This is a genomic window from Enterobacteriaceae endosymbiont of Donacia cincticornis (assembly GCF_012568845.1).
Taxonomy (GTDB): domain Bacteria; phylum Pseudomonadota; class Gammaproteobacteria; order Enterobacterales; family Enterobacteriaceae.
Genome location: NZ_CP046194.1, coordinates 395,240 through 412,650, shown reverse-complemented (window position 1 = coordinate 412,650; position 17,411 = coordinate 395,240). Strand labels below are relative to the sequence as shown.

At 18.4% G+C, this 17,411-nt stretch carries 16 protein-coding genes; 4 read left to right on the top strand and 12 right to left on the bottom strand.

All coding sequences use genetic code 11. The features are described 5' to 3' along the window. The first annotated feature begins 21 nt into the window (after positions 1-21). The gene (gene recD, locus GJT99_RS02030; protein ID WP_168894042.1) at positions 22-1,866 is read left to right on the top strand and encodes an exodeoxyribonuclease V subunit alpha; all 1,845 of its coding nucleotides are present in this window, start codon (positions 22-24) and stop codon (positions 1,864-1,866) included. 59 nt (positions 1,867-1,925) lie between these two features. Here the strand turns inward: recD and rplS are convergent, their stop codons facing one another. Genes rplS through GJT99_RS02005 form a run of 5 tightly spaced genes read right to left on the bottom strand, consistent with a single transcriptional unit; the run spans position 1,926 to position 5,230 of the window. Beyond that, positions 1,926-2,282 carry a 50S ribosomal protein L19 gene (gene rplS / locus GJT99_RS02025; RefSeq protein ID WP_168894041.1) on the bottom strand — a complete coding sequence of 119 codons (357 nt, stop codon included), beginning with the start codon at positions 2,280-2,282 and terminating at the stop codon, positions 1,926-1,928. Positions 2,283-2,303: 21 nt separating this feature from the next. Further along, positions 2,304-3,053, bottom strand: a complete 750-nt coding sequence (trmD, locus tag GJT99_RS02020; RefSeq protein WP_168894040.1) for a tRNA (guanosine(37)-N1)-methyltransferase TrmD — start codon at positions 3,051-3,053, stop codon at positions 2,304-2,306. A gap of 32 nt (positions 3,054-3,085) precedes the next feature. Continuing rightward, the gene (rimM, locus tag GJT99_RS02015) at positions 3,086-3,610 is read right to left on the bottom strand and encodes a ribosome maturation factor RimM (RefSeq protein WP_168894039.1); all 525 of its coding nucleotides are present in this window, start codon (positions 3,608-3,610) and stop codon (positions 3,086-3,088) included. Between the two features lie 12 nt (positions 3,611-3,622). Then, positions 3,623-3,847, bottom strand: coding sequence for a 30S ribosomal protein S16 (gene rpsP, locus GJT99_RS02010; RefSeq protein WP_168894038.1), 225 nt, complete (start codon positions 3,845-3,847; stop codon positions 3,623-3,625). A 9-nt stretch (positions 3,848-3,856) separates the two neighbouring features. Continuing rightward, positions 3,857-5,230, bottom strand: a complete 1,374-nt coding sequence (locus GJT99_RS02005) for a signal recognition particle protein (RefSeq protein ID WP_168894037.1) — start codon at positions 5,228-5,230, stop codon at positions 3,857-3,859. A 157-nt stretch (positions 5,231-5,387) separates the two neighbouring features. Between GJT99_RS02005 and GJT99_RS02000 the strand changes: the two genes are divergently transcribed. Beyond that, positions 5,388-6,137 (top strand): Nif3-like dinuclear metal center hexameric protein, encoded by a 750-nt coding sequence (locus GJT99_RS02000; RefSeq protein ID WP_425482531.1) that lies wholly within the window; start codon positions 5,388-5,390, stop codon positions 6,135-6,137. A gap of 83 nt (positions 6,138-6,220) precedes the next feature. Then, on the top strand, positions 6,221-7,615 hold the full coding sequence (locus GJT99_RS01995) for a basic amino acid/polyamine antiporter (RefSeq protein ID WP_168894036.1): 1,395 nt from the start codon (positions 6,221-6,223) through the stop codon (positions 7,613-7,615). 57 nt (positions 7,616-7,672) lie between these two features. Here GJT99_RS01995 and nrdB read toward each other — a convergent pair whose 3' ends face one another. The 4 genes from nrdB to priA form a co-directional block, all read right to left on the bottom strand. Beyond that, positions 7,673-8,803 (bottom strand): class Ia ribonucleoside-diphosphate reductase subunit beta, encoded by a 1,131-nt coding sequence (gene nrdB, locus GJT99_RS01990; protein ID WP_168894035.1) that lies wholly within the window; start codon positions 8,801-8,803, stop codon positions 7,673-7,675. A 37-nt stretch (positions 8,804-8,840) separates the two neighbouring features. Then, on the bottom strand, positions 8,841-11,123 hold the full coding sequence (gene nrdA / locus GJT99_RS01985) for a class 1a ribonucleoside-diphosphate reductase subunit alpha (protein ID WP_168894034.1): 2,283 nt from the start codon (positions 11,121-11,123) through the stop codon (positions 8,841-8,843). 682 nt (positions 11,124-11,805) lie between these two features. Beyond that, on the bottom strand, positions 11,806-13,692 hold the full coding sequence (mnmG, locus tag GJT99_RS01980; protein WP_168894033.1) for a tRNA uridine-5-carboxymethylaminomethyl(34) synthesis enzyme MnmG: 1,887 nt from the start codon (positions 13,690-13,692) through the stop codon (positions 11,806-11,808). 57 nt (positions 13,693-13,749) lie between these two features. Then, complete coding sequence (priA, locus tag GJT99_RS01975; RefSeq protein WP_168894032.1) at positions 13,750-15,846, bottom strand: replication restart helicase PriA; 2,097 nt, start codon at positions 15,844-15,846, stop codon at positions 13,750-13,752. Between the two features lie 96 nt (positions 15,847-15,942). Here priA and rpmE point away from each other — a divergent pair, with 96 nt between their 5' ends. Next, on the top strand, positions 15,943-16,164 hold the full coding sequence (rpmE, locus tag GJT99_RS01970; RefSeq protein WP_168894031.1) for a 50S ribosomal protein L31: 222 nt from the start codon (positions 15,943-15,945) through the stop codon (positions 16,162-16,164). A gap of 89 nt (positions 16,165-16,253) precedes the next feature. On the opposite strand, the gene rpmG is transcribed toward rpmE, so the two are convergent. The 3 genes from rpmG to grpE all read right to left on the bottom strand — a co-directional run. Further along, positions 16,254-16,418 (bottom strand): 50S ribosomal protein L33, encoded by a 165-nt coding sequence (gene rpmG / locus GJT99_RS01965; protein WP_168894030.1) that lies wholly within the window; start codon positions 16,416-16,418, stop codon positions 16,254-16,256. A 14-nt stretch (positions 16,419-16,432) separates the two neighbouring features. Beyond that, entirely contained in the window at positions 16,433-16,651 is a 219-nt protein-coding gene (gene rpmB, locus GJT99_RS01960) for a 50S ribosomal protein L28 (RefSeq protein WP_168894029.1), read from the bottom strand. 92 nt (positions 16,652-16,743) lie between these two features. Next, on the bottom strand, positions 16,744-17,411 hold a 668-nt coding region (grpE, locus tag GJT99_RS01955; protein ID WP_343033252.1), incomplete at its 5' end, for a nucleotide exchange factor GrpE.

The window sequence follows — 17,411 nt, the reverse complement described above, 5'->3', positions numbered from 1 at the left end:
TAAAGATTAAATAAAAATAACATGTATTTATTTTTAGAAAAATTATGTAAAATTAAAATTATTCGTCTAATTGATTTATATTTAGCATCTATATTAACAAATAAAAAAAAAGATTTGTTAATGTTTGCAATTGCTTTACTTAGTAATTATGTTGGTAAAGGTAATATTTGTTTACCCATATCTAAGTTATATCTAAATATAGATATTAAAAAAAAAAAAAATAATTCTATTTTAAAAAAAATAAAAGAAATTAATAAAATTAAAAATTGGAAAGAAATTTTATCTTCTTATAAAGATATTGTTAGTAATGGTAAAAAAAATACTCCTATTATTTTAATAAATAATCATTTATATTTACATAAAATGTGGCATGAAGAAAATATAATAGTAAAAAATTTTCTTAATAATAATTTTACTTTTGTAGAACCAAAAAAAATAAAAAAAATTTTAAAATTCTTATGTAAGAAAAAAGATTTTATACAACAACAAGCTATTTGTTCTGCATTAACACATAAAATTAGTATAATTACTGGTTCTCCTGGTACTGGAAAAACTAGTATTATATCAAAAATAATTTTTGCATTTATAAAAATTTTTGATAAACGTTTAAAAATAAAAATTGTAGCTACTACTGGTAAAGCTGCAGTAAGATTAACACAATCTATGAATTTTTTTTTTAAAAATATTTCTGATAAAATAATAAGTAAAGAAAAACAAAAAAATATTCCTAAAAAAGCAACTACTATACATTATTTATTAAAAATGAAAATTTATACTAAAGAAATTAAATTTAATTATTTTAATAAACTTAATATAGATTTATTAATTATTGATGAATCATCAATGATCGATTTTAGTTTAATGTCTATTATTTTAAATATTTTATCTAAAAAAACTAAATTAGTTTTATTAGGAGATGAATATCAATTACCTTCTATAGAATATGGAAATCTATTTAAAGATTTATGTTATTTTAAAAAATTTTACTTTACAGAAAAATATTTTTTATGGTTAAGTTCTATAATAGAATATCAATATAAAAGTCAAGATATAAAAAAATTTTTTTTTCGTAATTTTATTACTGTTTTAAAATATAATTTTAGATATTCGATTAATTCTGGAATTAATCAATTAGCTTTAAATGTAAAAAATGGTTACGTGGAAAAAATAAAAAAAATTTTTTTATTAAAAAGATATAATGATATTAAATATTGTAATATAACAAATATAAATCAATATAAATTAATGATATCTTCTTTTATTAAAGAATATAAAAAATATTTTATTTATTTACAAAAATATCAAATTTATGATAAAAATATCTTTTATAAGTTTAATAATTATCAAATCATATGTGCCATAAAATATGGATTATTTGGTACAAAAAAAATTAATTCTATTATTGAAAAAGAATTATTAAATAATAAAATAATAACAATCCCTTCTTTAGAAAAGAATTGGTATATAGGTAGACCTATTATTATTACTAAAAATGATAATTATTTAAATTTATTTAATGGTGATATTGGCATAACTTTTTTAGATAAAAAAGATCAAAAATTAAAAATTAAGTTTTTTTTATTTAATGACAAACAAAAAATCATGTGTATTGAAAATTTACCATCATATGAAATAGCATATGCAATAACTGCCCATAAATCACAGGGATCAGAATTTAAAAATGTTGCATTAATATTACCAAATAAGTTTTATTCTATATTAACTAGAGAACTAATTTATACTGCCATTACAAGAACTAAAAAAAAAATTACTATTTACAGTAATAAAAATATTTTTTATAAAGCAATAAAATCTAAAATTATAAGATTTTCTAATATGAAAAATAAAATTATTAATCACATATAAATACTTTATTATTTGATAATAAATTTTTATATTAAATATTTTTATATAAAAATATTTGATTAAATTAAACGTTCTTTAATTCTAGCAGCTTTACCTCTTAACTTACGTAAATAATATAATTTTGCTTTTTTTATATAACCTTTTTTTTTTATTTTAATATCATTAATTATTTTAGAATATAAAGAAAAAACACGTTCTATTCCAATACCATTGGATAATTTTCTAATAGTAAAAGAACAATTAAAACTATTTTTTTTAGAAATTGCAATTACAATACCTTCAAAAATTTGAATTCTTTTTTTTAAACCTTCTACTACCCAAATATACATTTTTAATGTATCTCCAGTTCTAAATAATGGAAATTTTTTATAATTTTTAATTTGTTCTTGTTCAATATAATTAATAATATTATTCATATAATAACTCCAAATTATTATTTATTTTTTTAAATAAGAATTTTTAAATTTATTAAATAAAAATTTTTCTTTTTTTGTTAAAATTTTTTTTTTAAATAAATCTGGTCTTTTTAACCAAGTAATTTCTAATGATTTTTTTAATCTCCATTCTTTTATTTTTTTATGATTTCCTGATACTAAAACTTTAGGTACATCATTATATTTTAAATGTTTTAATTTTTTAGGTTTAGTATAATTAGGAAATCCTAATAATCCATCATTAAAAAAAGAATCTGTAGTACATGATGATATTGTATTTAATACTCCAGGAATATTTCTTACCAAAACATCTATTAAAACCATGGCAGGCAACTCTCCTCCACTAAGAATATAGTCTCCTATTGAAATTTCTTCATCTACAAAATTATTAATTACACGCTCATCTATACCTTTATACCTTCCACAAATAAAAATCATATTTTTATATGACAAAAGTTTTTTAATACAAGATATATTTATTTGTTTACCTTGAGGAGATAAAAAAATAATTTTTACATGATGTTTCATTTGTAATTTTGCTTGATAAATAGCTCTTATTAAGGGTTTTGCTTTTAATATAACACCTCCACCACCTCCATAAATTACAGAATCTACTTTTTTATTTTTAGTAAAATCTCGAGGATTAAAAAAATTAATATTTAATAATTTTTTTTTTATACTTTTATTAATTACTCCATATCGTATAATTTCTTTAAACATTTCAGGAAATAAACTAATAATACTAATCCACATAAATATTTTTATTATTTTTTCTTTTAAATAAACTATACATCCCAGTTTACTTTAATAATTTTATTAGTTAAATCTATTTTTTTAATAATATTAGGTTCTATAAAAGGAATTAATATTTCTTTTTTATTAATTTTAAATAAATTAGGTTGGATAATAATTACGTCATGTATTTTTAATTTTATTAAATCAACAACTTTACCTAAAAGAAAATATTTATTAAAAACATAACATCCAATTATTTCATACCAATAATATTCTTTTATATTTTTATATTTTTTTAATTCATTTTTAAAAATATAAATTTTTTGATTAATTAGATTAATAATAGTATTAATACTACTTAAATTTTTTAATTGAACAATATAATTTTTTTTATATACTTTATATTTAAAAAATTTTATAAAATAAATTACATTTATATTATTTAGTATAAATATTTTTTTATATAAAAAAATATTTCTTTTTTTTTGCGTATAAGAGTATAACTTAATCCAACCTTTTATACCATAAGTTTTACCAAATTTTCCTAAAATTATTTTTTTTTTAAAAATATTCATAAATATATAAAATTATTTTATTAAACTATATATTCTTTTAGAAAGAATAGCTCCTTTAGATATCCAAAAATCTATTCTTTTTTTATTTAATTGTAGTTTTTTATTTGAATTTAAAGGATCAAAATAACCTAATTTTTCTATAAATCGTCCATCTCTAGAATTTTTACTATTTGTAACAATTATTTGATAAAAGGGTTTCTTTCTAATTCCTTTTCTAGATAATCTAATTTTAACCATAAACTACTCCTAATTTTTAGAATTAAATAAATTTTTTATATAACTAATCATTTTACTAAAATTATTATTTTTTTTCATTTTTTTAGTAACTAATTTCATTTGGTTATATTGTTTTAGTATAACATTTATTTTAAAAATAGGAACTCCAGACCCTGATGATATTCTTTTTTTTCTAGAAAAATTTAATATATCAACATTATTTTTTTCAAATTTAGTCATAGAATTTATAATTGCTTTTGTATTTTTTATAGTATTATCATCTATATTTAAAATATTCATAATTGGATTAGAAAAATTTTGAATATTATTTGTTTTTATTTTGCTTAGAAAATTAATAATATTTTTACTACCTATTTTTTTTATTTGTTTTATTTGTTCTAAAAAATCCTGTAAATTTAATTGATGTTTATTTTTTAATTTTTCAATTAATTTTTTATTTTTTTTTAAATTTATTTTTTTTTTTATATTATCAATAATAGATAATTCAGAAGACATTCCTAATATTTTAGAAATAATTATTTTAGGATAAAATATTGATATATTACTTATTTTTTCTCCAGTACCAATAAATTTAATAGGTTTTTTTATTATATATTTAGCAGATAAAACAACACCTCCTCTAGTATCACTATCAGTTTTAGTTAAAAAAATTCCAGTAATAGGTAAAGTAGTATTAAATTTTTTAGCACTATTAATAGAATCCTGACCTGTCATAGCATCAATAGTAAAAAGAATTTCTATAGGAGATAATATATGATAAATATCTTTTATTTCGTTCATCATAAAATCATTTACATGAAGTCTACCTGCTGTATCGACTATTAATATATCATAAAAATTTTTTTTAGCATAATTAAGTGCTTTTTTAGCAATATTTATTGGAAATGTATTTTTATCTATATTAAAATAATCAATTTTTATTTTTTCTGCCATAATTTTTAATTGTTTCATAGCAGCAGGTCTATATATATCTGTTGATGTAACAACAATTTTTTTTTTATATTTTTTTTTTAAAAAATATGCTAATTTTATTACACTTGTTGTTTTTCCTACTCCTTGTAATCCTATAAATAAAATTACAGCAGGAGGTTGAGTTGATATATTAATATTTTTATCCGGAGAATCTACAATTTTAATTAAATTTTTATATACTAATTTAATAAATTCTTGTCCTGGAGTAAAATTATTATTTATTTTTTTACCCACAAAATCTTTTTTAATATTTTTTATAAATTTTTTAATAACTTCTAAAGAAACATCTGCTTCTAATAAATTATTATAGATTTTATTTAAAGTTTCTTGTATATTTTTTTCTGTTAAACGTCCATAATTTCTAATTTTTAATAATGTTTTAGATAATTTTTTACTTAAATTTTTAAACATAAAAACTCCTTATATATATTTTTAATATTTAATATTAAATCTTATTTATAAAATTTATTTTTTAAAAAATTAAAATGTAATTATCTATTTTATAAAAAATATATAATTATATAAAATATAAAGAATTATATATATTAATAAAAAAAAGTTAATTAATATGATAAAAAATATAATTTTAGAAAAAATAATTAATAACAAGTTAAAAACTAATTTAAATATACAAGATTATATTCCTAATGGTTTACAAATAGAAGGAAAAAAATATATAAAAAATATTATACTTGGAGTAAGTGCTTGTCAACAATTATTAAATATTGCAATAAAACGTAAAGCTGATGCTATTATTGTTCATCATGGATATTTTTGGAATGATGAATCTCCAGTTATTAAAGGATTTAAAAAAAAAAGAATATATACATTATTAATGAATAATATTAATTTATATAGTTGGCATATTCCTTTAGATATTAATAGTAAAATAGGAAATAATATTTATTTAGCTAAAATTTTAGATATTAAAATACATGGGAAAATTAATCCTTTTATTTTTTATGGATATTTAAAAAAAAAAATTAATATTCAAGATTTTCTTTTAAAAATAAAAAATAAACTAAATCGCATTCCATTACATTGTGGTGAAAATGCACCTAAAAAAATTTATAAAATTGCTTGGTGTAGTGGAGCTGGACAAAAATTTTTAGAAAAAGTTTTACATTTTAATATAGATGTATTTCTAACAGGAGAAATATCAGAGATGAATCTACATATTGCAAATGAAAATAAAATTCATTTTATTAGTGCAGGACATCATGCTACAGAAAGAGGTGGTGTTATTATGTTAAGTAAATGGTTAAAAAAAAAATTAAAACTAAAAACTCATTTTATAGATATATATAATCCAATATAAAAAATTTAAACATATTATATTTTTAATAAAATTTTATTATTGTAAATTAAAAATTATTTATTAATATAATTAAAGGAACTATTTTGAATAAAAAATTAAACTTAATAGCACTTACATCATTAGTTCTTAGTTCCATGTTAGGTGCTGGAGTATTTAGTTTACCCCAAAATATGGCTATTATTGCTAGCCCTTTAGCATTAATAATAGGATGGAGTATAACCGGTATAGGTATTACTTTTTTAGCTTTATCTTTATTATTACTTAATCAATTAGAACCTAATTTACAAGGAGGTATTTTTTCTTATGCTAAAAACGGATTTGGTAATTTGATTGGTTTTTATTCTACCTGGGGATATTGGTTATGTGCTGTTATTGCTAATATTTCTTATTTAGTAATTGTATTTTCTGCAATAGGTATTTTAATTGATACTCCAAATCATATTATTTTTGGTGCTGGAAATACATGGATATCTATTTTAGGAGCTTCTATTCTATTATGGATAATTCATTTTTTATTATTACAAGGGACACAAACTGCCTCTAACATTAATATAATTACTACATTATGTAAATTAATTCCTTTAAGTATTTTTATAATTTTAGCTTGTATAATTTTTAATTTTAAATTATTTAGTACAGATTTTTTAGGATTACAAACAAAAATTTCTATCTTTAAACAAATTAAAGATACTATGTTAGTTACTTTATGGGTATTTATTGGTTTAGAAGGTGCTGTTATTCTTTCAGATAAAGCAAAAAATCCTAAAGATGTAGGAAAAGCAACATTATTAGCAATTTTTATTGCTTTATTTATATATGTACTTGTAACCTTATTACCATTTGGTATTATGTCTAGAACAGATTTAGCTAAAATCAAAAATCCTTCTATGGCTAATCTTATGACTATTTTAATTGGAAAATGGGGAAATATTTTTATTTCCTTAGGATTAATTATATCAGTATGTGGCGCATATTTAAGTTGGACTATAATGGCAGCTGAAGTACCTTGGATTGCTGCTAAAAATAAAATTTTTCCTAAAATATTTTCTAAACAAAATAACTATCATGTACCATCATATGCTTTATGGTTTACTAATATTAGTATGCAAATATTTTTAATATTAATTTGGATAACAAAAATAGATTATAATAAATTATTAGCTATTGCTTCTGAAATGATATTAATACCATATTTTTTAGTTGGTGCTTATTTAATAAAGATTTCTTATAAAAAAGAAATAAATAAATTAAATTTATTTATTGGAATAGGTTCTTGTGTTTATTCTATTTGGTTACTATATGCAGCTGGATTTATAAATTTATTATTATCTATAATATTATATACACCCGGATTAATATTTTTAATATTAACTAAAATAATAAATCCAAAAATTCTTTTTTTAAATAAAAAAGAAAAATTATTATGTTTTGTTTTATTCATTATATTTTTTTATGCTTTATATTTTTTATCGAATTAAAATTTTAGAATAAAAATATATCATGACTATTTGTTAAAAGTCATGATATTATTAAAATTAAAGTTTAAAATTTTTAAATTCTTGAATATTTACAGAAGAATCTATTTGTCCTATTAAATAGGAACTTATTTCTACCTCTTGAGGAGCCATTTGTACATTATCAGATATTAACCAAGAATTAATCCATGGGAGAGGATTTTTTTTAATTTTAAAAGGTGATTTTAAACCTACTTTTTCCATTCTAATATTAGTAATATATTTTATATATTGACATAATATATTTTTATTTAAACCTATCATTGAACCGTTAGAGAATAAATATTCTGCCCATTGTTGTTCTTGTATGGAAGCATCAAGAAATAATTTATAACACTGTTTTTCACATTCAAGAGCAATTTTTGCCATTTCTTTATCCTCTTCTCCTTTTCTCATATTATTAATTATGTATTGTGTGCCTATTAAATGTAAATATTCATCACGTGCTATAAATCTAATAATTTTAGCATTACCTTCCATTAATTCTCTTTCAGCAAAGGCAAAAGAACAAGCAAAACTTACATAAAACCTTATTGCTTCTAAAATATTAACATTCATTAAGCATAAATATAATTTTTTTTTTAAATCATATAAATTAATTTTAATTTTTTTTTTTTTATATAAAAAAGTATTTTCACCAAATAAATGCCAATAATTAGTCATTTTAATAAGTTCATCATAATATTTAATAATATCTTTTGTCCTAAGAAGAATATTATTATTAGTAATAATATCATTAAAAATTATTGATGGATCATTTACAATATTTCTAATTATATGAGTATAAGATCTTGAATGTATTGTTTCAAAAAAAGACCAAGTTTCTACCCATGTTTCTAATTCCGGGATAGAGATTAGAGGAAGTAATGCTATATTAGGACTTCTTCCTTGAATTGAATCTAATAAAGTTTGATATTTTAGATTACTAATAAATATATGTTTTTCATTTTTTGGTAAATTTTGATAATGAATACGATCATATGATATATCTATTTCTTCAGGTCTCCAAAAAAAACTTAATTGTTTTTCAATTAATTTTTCAAAAATTTGATGTTTTTGTTGATCATAACGTGCAATATTTACAGATTGTCCAAAAAACATAGGTTCTTTTAATTGATCATTTTTTTTTTTTGAAAAAGTAGTATAACTCATTTTATTATCCAAAGAAAAATTTAAAATTATTTAAAAATTAAAGTATGCAAGAACCATTTAAACATATATTACTTTTTTCTAAAGTATTAACATCATGAATATTTTGAGCACCATCTCTAGTATTTTGATAATATAATGTTTTTATACCTAATTTATATGAAATTAATAAATCATATAATAACTGTTTTATTGGTATTTTATTTTTTTTAAAACGAGTAGGATCATAATTAATATTTGAAGAAATAGATTGATCAATAAATTTTTGTATTATACCAATTAAATTTAAATATCCGTTGTTATTTGGAATATTCCATAACAATTCATATTTTTTTTTTAGTTTTAAAAATTCAGGAACTACTTGTTTTAAAATTCCATTTTTAGATGCTTTTATACTAATAAATCCTCTAGGTGGTTCTATTCCGTTAGTAGCATTTGATATTTGAGAAGAAGTTTCTGAAGGCATTATAGCAGATAATGTAGAATTACGTAATCCATATTTTTTTATATTTTTTCTTAATTTATCCCAATTATGGTGTAATTTTTCTGTATGAATACTATCTACATATTTTTTATATGTATCTATAGGTAGAATGCCTATCGCATAATTTGTTTCTTTAAATAAAGGACAATAACCTTCAGTTTTTGCTAAATTATTAGATGCTTGTAATAAATAATATTGTATTGTTTCAAATGTTCTATGTGTTAAATTATTTGCACTATTATCAGAGTAACGTACATTATTTTTTGCTAAATAATAAGCAAAATTTATTACTCCTATTCCTAAAGGTCTACGACCTAAAGCTGAATTTTTTGCTGAAGGAATTAAATATTTTTGATAGTCTAATAAACAATTTAGTGCTCTTACAATTAAATTTGATAAATTTTTAATTTCACTTAAATTTTTAATTTTTCCTAAATTAAATGCAGCTAAAGTACATAATCCTATTTCACCTTTAGGATCATTAATATTATTTAATATTTTAGTAGGTAAAGTTATTTCTAAACAAAGATTTGATTGTCTTATTGGAGCTATTTTAGGATTAAAAGCAGAATGTGTATTACAATGATCAACATTTTGAATATATATTCTTCCAGTTGAAGTACGTTCTTGCATCATTAATGTAAATAAATTAACAGCATTAACAATTTTTTTCCTAATTTTATTATTTTTTTCATATTTTTTATAAAGATTATTAAACTTTTTTTGATCTGAAAAAAAATATTCATATAAATCAGGAACATCTGAAGGGCTAAATAAAGTAATTTTCTCTCCTTTAATTAAACGTTGATATAATAATTTGTTAATTTGTACACAATAATCAAGATGTCTTACTCTATTATCTTCTACCCCTCTATTATTTTTTAATACTAATAAATTATTTATTTCTAGATGCCATAAGGGGTAAAATAATGTACCTGCGCCTCCTCTTACTCCTCCTTGAGAACAAGATTTAATAGCAGTTTGAAAATGTTTATAAAAAGGAATACATCCAGTATGAAATGCTTCCCCATTTCTAATGGGACTTCCTAACGCACGTATACGTCCTCCATTAATACCAATTCCTGCTTTTTGAGACACATATTTTACTATACTACTAGTTGTAGCATTAATAGAATCAATATTATCACCACATTCGATTAAAATACATGAACTAAATTGTTTAGTTAAAGTACGTACTCCAGACATTATAGGTGTTGGTAAAGAAATTTTAAAAGTAGAAATAGCATCATAAAATTTTTTAATATAATAAATTCTTTTTTTTGAAGAATATTGAGAAAATAAACAAGCTGCAATTAATATATATAAAAATTGAGCACTTTCATAAATTTTCCCTGTTATTCTATTTTTTACTAAATATTTACCTTCTAATTGTTTTACTCCTGCATATGAAAAAGTCATATCACGATTATGATTAAGAAATTTTTCCATAATTAAAAAATCTTTTTTAGTATATTTTTTTAAGAGTAATGGATCATATTTTTTTAAAAAAATCATATTTTTTACATGATTATATAACTTTGGGGGAGTAAATGTTCCGTATGCTTCTTTTCTTAAATAAGATATAGCTAATCTAGCTGCCATATATTGATAATCAGGGTTTTTTTCTGAAATAAGATCTGCTGTGATTTTAATTATAATATTATGAATTTTAACTGTACTAATTTCATTATAAAGTTGTAAACATAATTGTTTTTTTATTTGTAAAAAAGATATATTTTTTAAATTTTGAGAAGTATGAGTTAATAAAACGTTTATTTTTTTCATATTTATTAATTCTTTACATTTATTTCTTTTAATAACGAATAAATTTTTTTTCATATTTAATACCTTTTAAAATAAAAAATATTCATAATATTTATTAAATTAGTTTCAAATTTTAATTAGTTAAAATCTAAAAAAGTAATTTTAAACAAACATTTATTATTAAATAAAGATTAATTTTTTTTTAATAAAAATTAATTTTATTAAATTATAAAAATAATTAATATTTTATTATTTAGTATTAACTATATAAATTTAATATTTTTATATATAAAATAGAAAATAATATATCATATATGTATAATAATACTAATATTTTATTGTTTAGAAAATAAGATTTATTAATAATATATAATTTTTATATTTTAATAATCATATGATATTAATAATATATAAAATTTTTAAATAATATTATTTTTTTATAAATATAAAAATTATATATTATTAATAAATCTTATTTTAAATTTTTTAATTTTAATTAAAATTTATTTAAGATAATTTAAACATATTAAATTTTTAAAATTATTATAAGAATAATAACATTTATAAATTTTTTATTATTATAAATTTTAAGTTACATATTTTTTATATAAAATTTTAGTTTTGTATAAAAAAAACACATTATATTAATAAATTTAATTAATTTTTATATTAATTAAACGAACATTTATTATATATAAATAATAAAAAAAATTTTAAGTATATATTTAATTATACAATTTATAATTGAATAAAAATTTTATTTTAGTAACTTATTTTTTAATAAATAGATCATAAGTATTGAAATATCTGCTGGTGTTATACCTGGTATTCTTGAAGCCTGTCCAAGTGTATAAGGTTTATAATAATTAAATTTATCTATTGCTTCATAAGATAAGCTTTTAATATTATCAAATTTAATATTTATAGGTATTAATGTATTTTCATTTTTTTTTTGTTTTTTTATATGTTTTTCTTGTCTTTTAATATATCCTTGATATTTCACTTGTGTCTCGATATATTCAAAAATTTCTACCTTTTTTTTATTAAAAGTAAGTAAATTTAATTTTATTAAATCTTTATAATTTATTTCAGAACGTTTTAATAAATTTATCCCACTAATATTTTTTATATTAGAATTTTTAAATAGATTATTAAATTTTTTAAATTTTTGTTTATCATTAAAATTAATTGAAAAATTTTTAATTTTTCGATATTCTTTTTCAATATCTTCTATTTTTTTATTAAATTTTTTCCAACGAAAATCATCTACTAAACCTAATTTACGTCCTATTTCTGTTAATCTTATATCAGCATTATTTTCTCTTAATAATAGTCTATATTCTGCCCTTGATGTAAACATACGATATGGTTCTTTTGTACCTAAAGTACATAAATCATCTAATAAAACTCCCATATATGCTTGATTTCTTAATGGGTACCATTGTTGTTTATCATCTATTAACAGAGCTGCATTTAATCCAGCTATTAATCCTTGCGCTGCTGCTTCTTCATAACCAGTAGTTCCATTAATTTGTCCTGCAAAAAATAATCCTTCTATAAATTTACTTTCCATTGTAAGTTTTAGTCCTCTTGGATCGTAAAAATCATATTCTACAGCATATCCTGGTCTAGTAATGTATGCATTTTCTAAACCTTTAATTGATTTTATAATTAAAGATTGTATATCAAATGGTAAACTTGTAGAAATTCCATTAGGATATATTTCATGATTAATAATACCTTCTGGTTCTAAAAAAATTTGATGTTTTTTTTTATTTGAGAATTTAATAATTTTATCCTCAATAGAGGGACAATATCTAGGACCTTTAGCTTTTATTAAGCCACTATATATGGGACTATTGATTATATTATCCAATATAATTTGATGTGTATTTTTATTAGTATATGTTATATAACAAGGTAATTGTTTAGGATGTTGTTGTGCGTTTCCGATATAAGAAAAATATGGTAAAGGATCATCACTATTTTGTATTTCTAATGTAGAAAAATTAATACTTCTTTTATCAAGACGAGGAGGAGTACCTGTTTTTAATCTTCCTTTATTAATTGGTAATTCATTTAAAAAATTAGCTAAACTAATAGATGAAATATCATTAATTCTTCCACCTATATATTGATTATTTAATCCAATATAAATTTTACCATTTAAAAAAGTACCAGTTGTTAAAATTACGACTTGTGCATTAATAATATCATTATTAATAGTTAAAATACCGATTATTTTATAATTTTTAATTATAATTTTTTTTACTTCTTGTTGGAAAATAAATAAATTTTCTTCTTTTTGTAATAAATATTTTATTTGAGTTTTATATAATTCTCTATCTGCTTGTGCTCTTGTAGATCTAACAGCTGGTCCTTTACTATAATTAAGTATTTTAAAATTAATACCAGAATAATCAATCGCAGTAGCCATAATACCATTTAATGCATCTATTTCTTTTACTAAATGACTTTTACCAATACCTCCTATTGCTGGGTTACAAGACATTTGTCCAATTGTATCTATATTATTTGTAATTAAAAGAGTTTTTTTTTTCATTTTAGAACTAGCAAAAGCAGCTTCTGTACCTGCATGGCCACCACCTATTACTATTACATCAAATTTATTAAAAGAATACATAAAATTATATACCAAGTTTAAAAAACATTTAATTATTCTATATAATAGAACTAATAATTAAATTGGATCAACATTAATGGTAAGTTTTATTTTATTAAAATGCATAATTTTTTTTATAACAGAAAAAATATGTTTTATAATTAATTTTAATTGTTTTTTAAAAGAATGTTGTAAAATTAATTGTTTTCTAAAAAAACCTTTTCTTTTATGTTGTTTTAATGATAAAGGACCAATAATAATAAAATTTTTTTCATTTATATATTTTTCCATTATTTTTTTTTTTAAAATATTTAAAAAATTTAATAGAATGTTTTTATTTTTAGATTCGAAAATAAGAGAAATATGATTAGTAACAGGAGGTAATAACATTAATTTTCTCTCTTTTAAAATGGAATTAATTATATCATAATAAGTTTTATATTCTCTAAAAATTTTTAAAAATATTTTATTTTGTGGATAATATGTTTGAATAACAACAGTTTTTTTTTCTCCATCTAAATGGTTATTTAATATATTAAAAATATACTGTACAAAATATTCTATAGTTTTAAAATTTTTAGAAAAAAAAATATAATCCATGTTAAAAAATATAATTAAATTATTTTTTAAAAAAGAAAAATATTCTTTATATAAAATTTGAGAAGAAATAATTATTGATGGTTTTTTATTATCAATAATAAAAATTTTTTTAAAAAAATTTTTATTATTAATGTTTAGTATTAATATATTTGGGAAAATATTACTTAATAATTCTATTAATTGTTCTGTGCCGATACCTAATGGTATAAAAAAATTTTTTTTACAAAATGGACACATAGTAAACATATCAATAATTTTTTTACAACAATAACAATATAATTTCCATATTTTTTTATAAAAAATATAATTATTATTACAATCAATACATTTTAAAATTTTTTGACAAAAATAACATAAAATATTAGTTGAATATCCAATATATTTATAATAAATAATAATTTGTTTATTATTTTTAATACATCTTAATATCATTTGTATTAAAATATTAGGAAATAATTGAGATTTAAATATTTTTTTATTTTTATCTATTATTAAAAACTTAAAAAAATGTTTATATGATATTGTTACATTTTTTTTAAAAAAAAACTTATATTTGCCAATATTAATATTATATACTGTTTCTATATCTAATGTGTTAGAATCTAATATTATCGGAATATTTTCTATTTTTGCTCTTAAAATAGCCATTTTTCTTATATTATATTTATATATATTTGTTTTTTTGTATATAAAATTATGTTCTTCTATTAGAATTATTAATCCTAATTGTAAAAATTGTGTAAAAATAGAAAATTTAGTACCTATTACTATAGGTATTATTCCATTTTTAATACTTTCCCATATTAATAAAGTTTTTTTACTAGTAAAATTTGAATATAATAAACAAATATTTATATCTAATTTAGATGAAAAATATTCATATAGTTGAAAAAAAAAATAATGTTGAGGAACTATTATTAGTATTTGTTTTTTTTGTGATAAAATCATTTTAATAACATTTAAATATATATCAATTCTTTCTAAGAAAAAAATATTGTTTTGTGTAATCCAAACAAAAAATTTTTTCTTATAAAATTCTTTTTCAAAATTTTTTAATATATTTTGTATATTTTTTTTTTTTTGAAAAAAACTTAATTGATTTTTATATAAACTAATGATTTTTTTTTGATTATAAAATATAAAATTAATTTTTTTAATTTCATCTAAATTATAATATTTTATAATTTTATTATTATTTAATAAATTAATTTTTTTAATTTGCAAAATATCTATTTTTTTTATAAAAAATTTATTTTTTTTTCTTAAAAAAGAAGGTATTATTTGAAACAAAATACTTCCGATAGAATATTGATAATATTGAGAAATTTTTTTTGCAAAATTTAATATCAAAGGATTAAAAATAGATTTTTTATCTAAAATTTTAGATATATATTTTAATTTATCCATGGATTTTTTAGAAGAAGAAGCAATTTGTATTACTATACCTATATAATTTTTTTTTTTAATTGATATTAAAACTCTACATCCAATGGAAATAATAACATTTTCTGGTAATAAATAATCAAATTTATTATTAATAATAGGATTATTAATTACAACTTTAATAATTTTCATGGTTTAAAATTTTTATTTTTTTATAAAATTTACTTGTAATAAAATTTTTTATTTATAAAATATATAAATTACTTTTAATAAAAAAAAAACTATAATATGAAAAAAAATATTCATCCTCAATGTAATAATATTACAGCTAAATGTTCTTGCGGTAATTTAATTAATATTAAATCAACTTTAAAAAATAATAAAGAATTAAATTTAGATGTTTGTTATTTATGCCATCCTTTTTATACAGGAAAACAAAAAATAACAGATAATAAAGGACGTGTGGAAAAATTTAGAAAAAAATTTAAAAATTTTAAAATATTTAAATAAATATTTAATTTTTAAAAAAAATAATATTAAAATTAATCAATAATAATTTTTTTAATTATTATTGATTAATAATTAATAAAAAAATTATTTTATTTAATTTTTTTTTCTTTATATAAAATATGTTTTCTTAATAAAGGATCAAATTTTTTCACTAATAATTTTTTTATATTTTTTTTATTTTTAGTAGTAGTATAAAAATGTCCAGTATTACCAGATGAAACTAATTTAATGATTACACGTTTTTTTTTTGCCATAAGATTATTATCCTTTATTTTTTGTTAAATTTAATATTTTCTATACCTTTTTTATTAATTAATCTCATTCCTTTTGTAGATATTCTTAAAGTAATAAATTTTTTTTCTTTGATTAACCAAAATTTATGATAGTGAATATTTGGTAAAAATTTTCTTTTAGTTGCATTCATTGCATGAGAACGATTATTACCTTTTATTGTTCTTTTATTAGTTATTTGACAAATTTTAGTCATTTATTAATCCTCTTAATAAGTTTTAATTATTAAAATAATAATATGTTCATTTACTATACAATAGTTAACAAACATATTATTATATATTTATCTTAATTATTTAAATTTTCTTTTATTTTAGATACAATAACCATTGCTGGTCTTAATAATCTTCCATTAAGAATATATCCCTTTTGTAAAACTTCTATTATATAATTTTCTTTTATTTTATCTGATTTTATTATTGACATTGCTTGATGTTTAGATGGATCAAAAGGTACATTAATTTCATTTATAATTGTTACACCAAATTTTTTAATTAACATTTTTAATAATTGTAAAGTTAATTTAATACCTTCTATTATAGAAATTTTAAAAGAATCTTCTTTTTGTATTTTTAATTCTAAAGATCTTTCTAAGTTATCTATAACAGGTAATAATTCATAAATAAATTTTTCTAAAGAAAATTTATAGGCATTTTCTATATCTAAAGATGATCTACGTTTTATATTTTCTATTTCTGATTGAGAACGTAATTTTACATCCCATATTTTTTGTTTAATTTTTTTAATTTTGTTTTGTAACTCAAAAATTTTTATTTTTAAAATATCATTTTTTTCTTTAAAATATTCAATTGTATATTTTTTTTTATGTCTATCAATAGGTAGATTATCATTTTCATCTAATTCTGTATTTTTGATATTATTATCATTTTCATCTAATTCTGTATTTTTGATATTATTATCATTTTCATCTAATTCTGTATTTTTGATATTATTAT

Excerpts from the sequence above, each read along its gene's own strand:
- nrdB (WP_168894035.1), bottom strand. The coding sequence starts at position 8,803 with ATGAGTTATACTACTTTTTCAAAAAAAAAAAATGATCAATTAAAAGAA.
- GJT99_RS02005 (WP_168894037.1), bottom strand. The coding sequence starts at position 5,230 with ATGTTTAAAAATTTAAGTAAAAAATTATCTAAAACATTATTAAAAATT.
- GJT99_RS02000 (WP_425482531.1), top strand. The coding sequence starts at position 5,388 with ATGATAAAAAATATAATTTTAGAAAAAATAATTAATAACAAGTTAAAA.
- trmD (WP_168894040.1), bottom strand. The coding sequence starts at position 3,053 with ATGTGGATTAGTATTATTAGTTTATTTCCTGAAATGTTTAAAGAAATT.
- recD (WP_168894042.1), top strand. The coding sequence starts at position 22 with ATGTATTTATTTTTAGAAAAATTATGTAAAATTAAAATTATTCGTCTA.
- rpmB (WP_168894029.1), bottom strand. The coding sequence starts at position 16,651 with ATGACTAAAATTTGTCAAATAACTAATAAAAGAACAATAAAAGGTAAT.
- rimM (WP_168894039.1), bottom strand. The coding sequence starts at position 3,610 with ATGAATATTTTTAAAAAAAAAATAATTTTAGGAAAATTTGGTAAAACT.
- nrdA (WP_168894034.1), bottom strand. The coding sequence starts at position 11,123 with ATGAAAAAAAATTTATTCGTTATTAAAAGAAATAAATGTAAAGAATTA.
- mnmG (WP_168894033.1), bottom strand. The coding sequence starts at position 13,692 with ATGTATTCTTTTAATAAATTTGATGTAATAGTAATAGGTGGTGGCCAT.
- rpmE (WP_168894031.1), top strand. The coding sequence starts at position 15,943 with ATGAAAAAAAATATTCATCCTCAATGTAATAATATTACAGCTAAATGT.
- rplS (WP_168894041.1), bottom strand. The coding sequence starts at position 2,282 with ATGAATAATATTATTAATTATATTGAACAAGAACAAATTAAAAATTAT.
- rpsP (WP_168894038.1), bottom strand. The coding sequence starts at position 3,847 with ATGGTTAAAATTAGATTATCTAGAAAAGGAATTAGAAAGAAACCCTTT.
- rpmG (WP_168894030.1), bottom strand. The coding sequence starts at position 16,418 with ATGGCAAAAAAAAAACGTGTAATCATTAAATTAGTTTCATCTGGTAAT.
- priA (WP_168894032.1), bottom strand. The coding sequence starts at position 15,846 with ATGAAAATTATTAAAGTTGTAATTAATAATCCTATTATTAATAATAAA.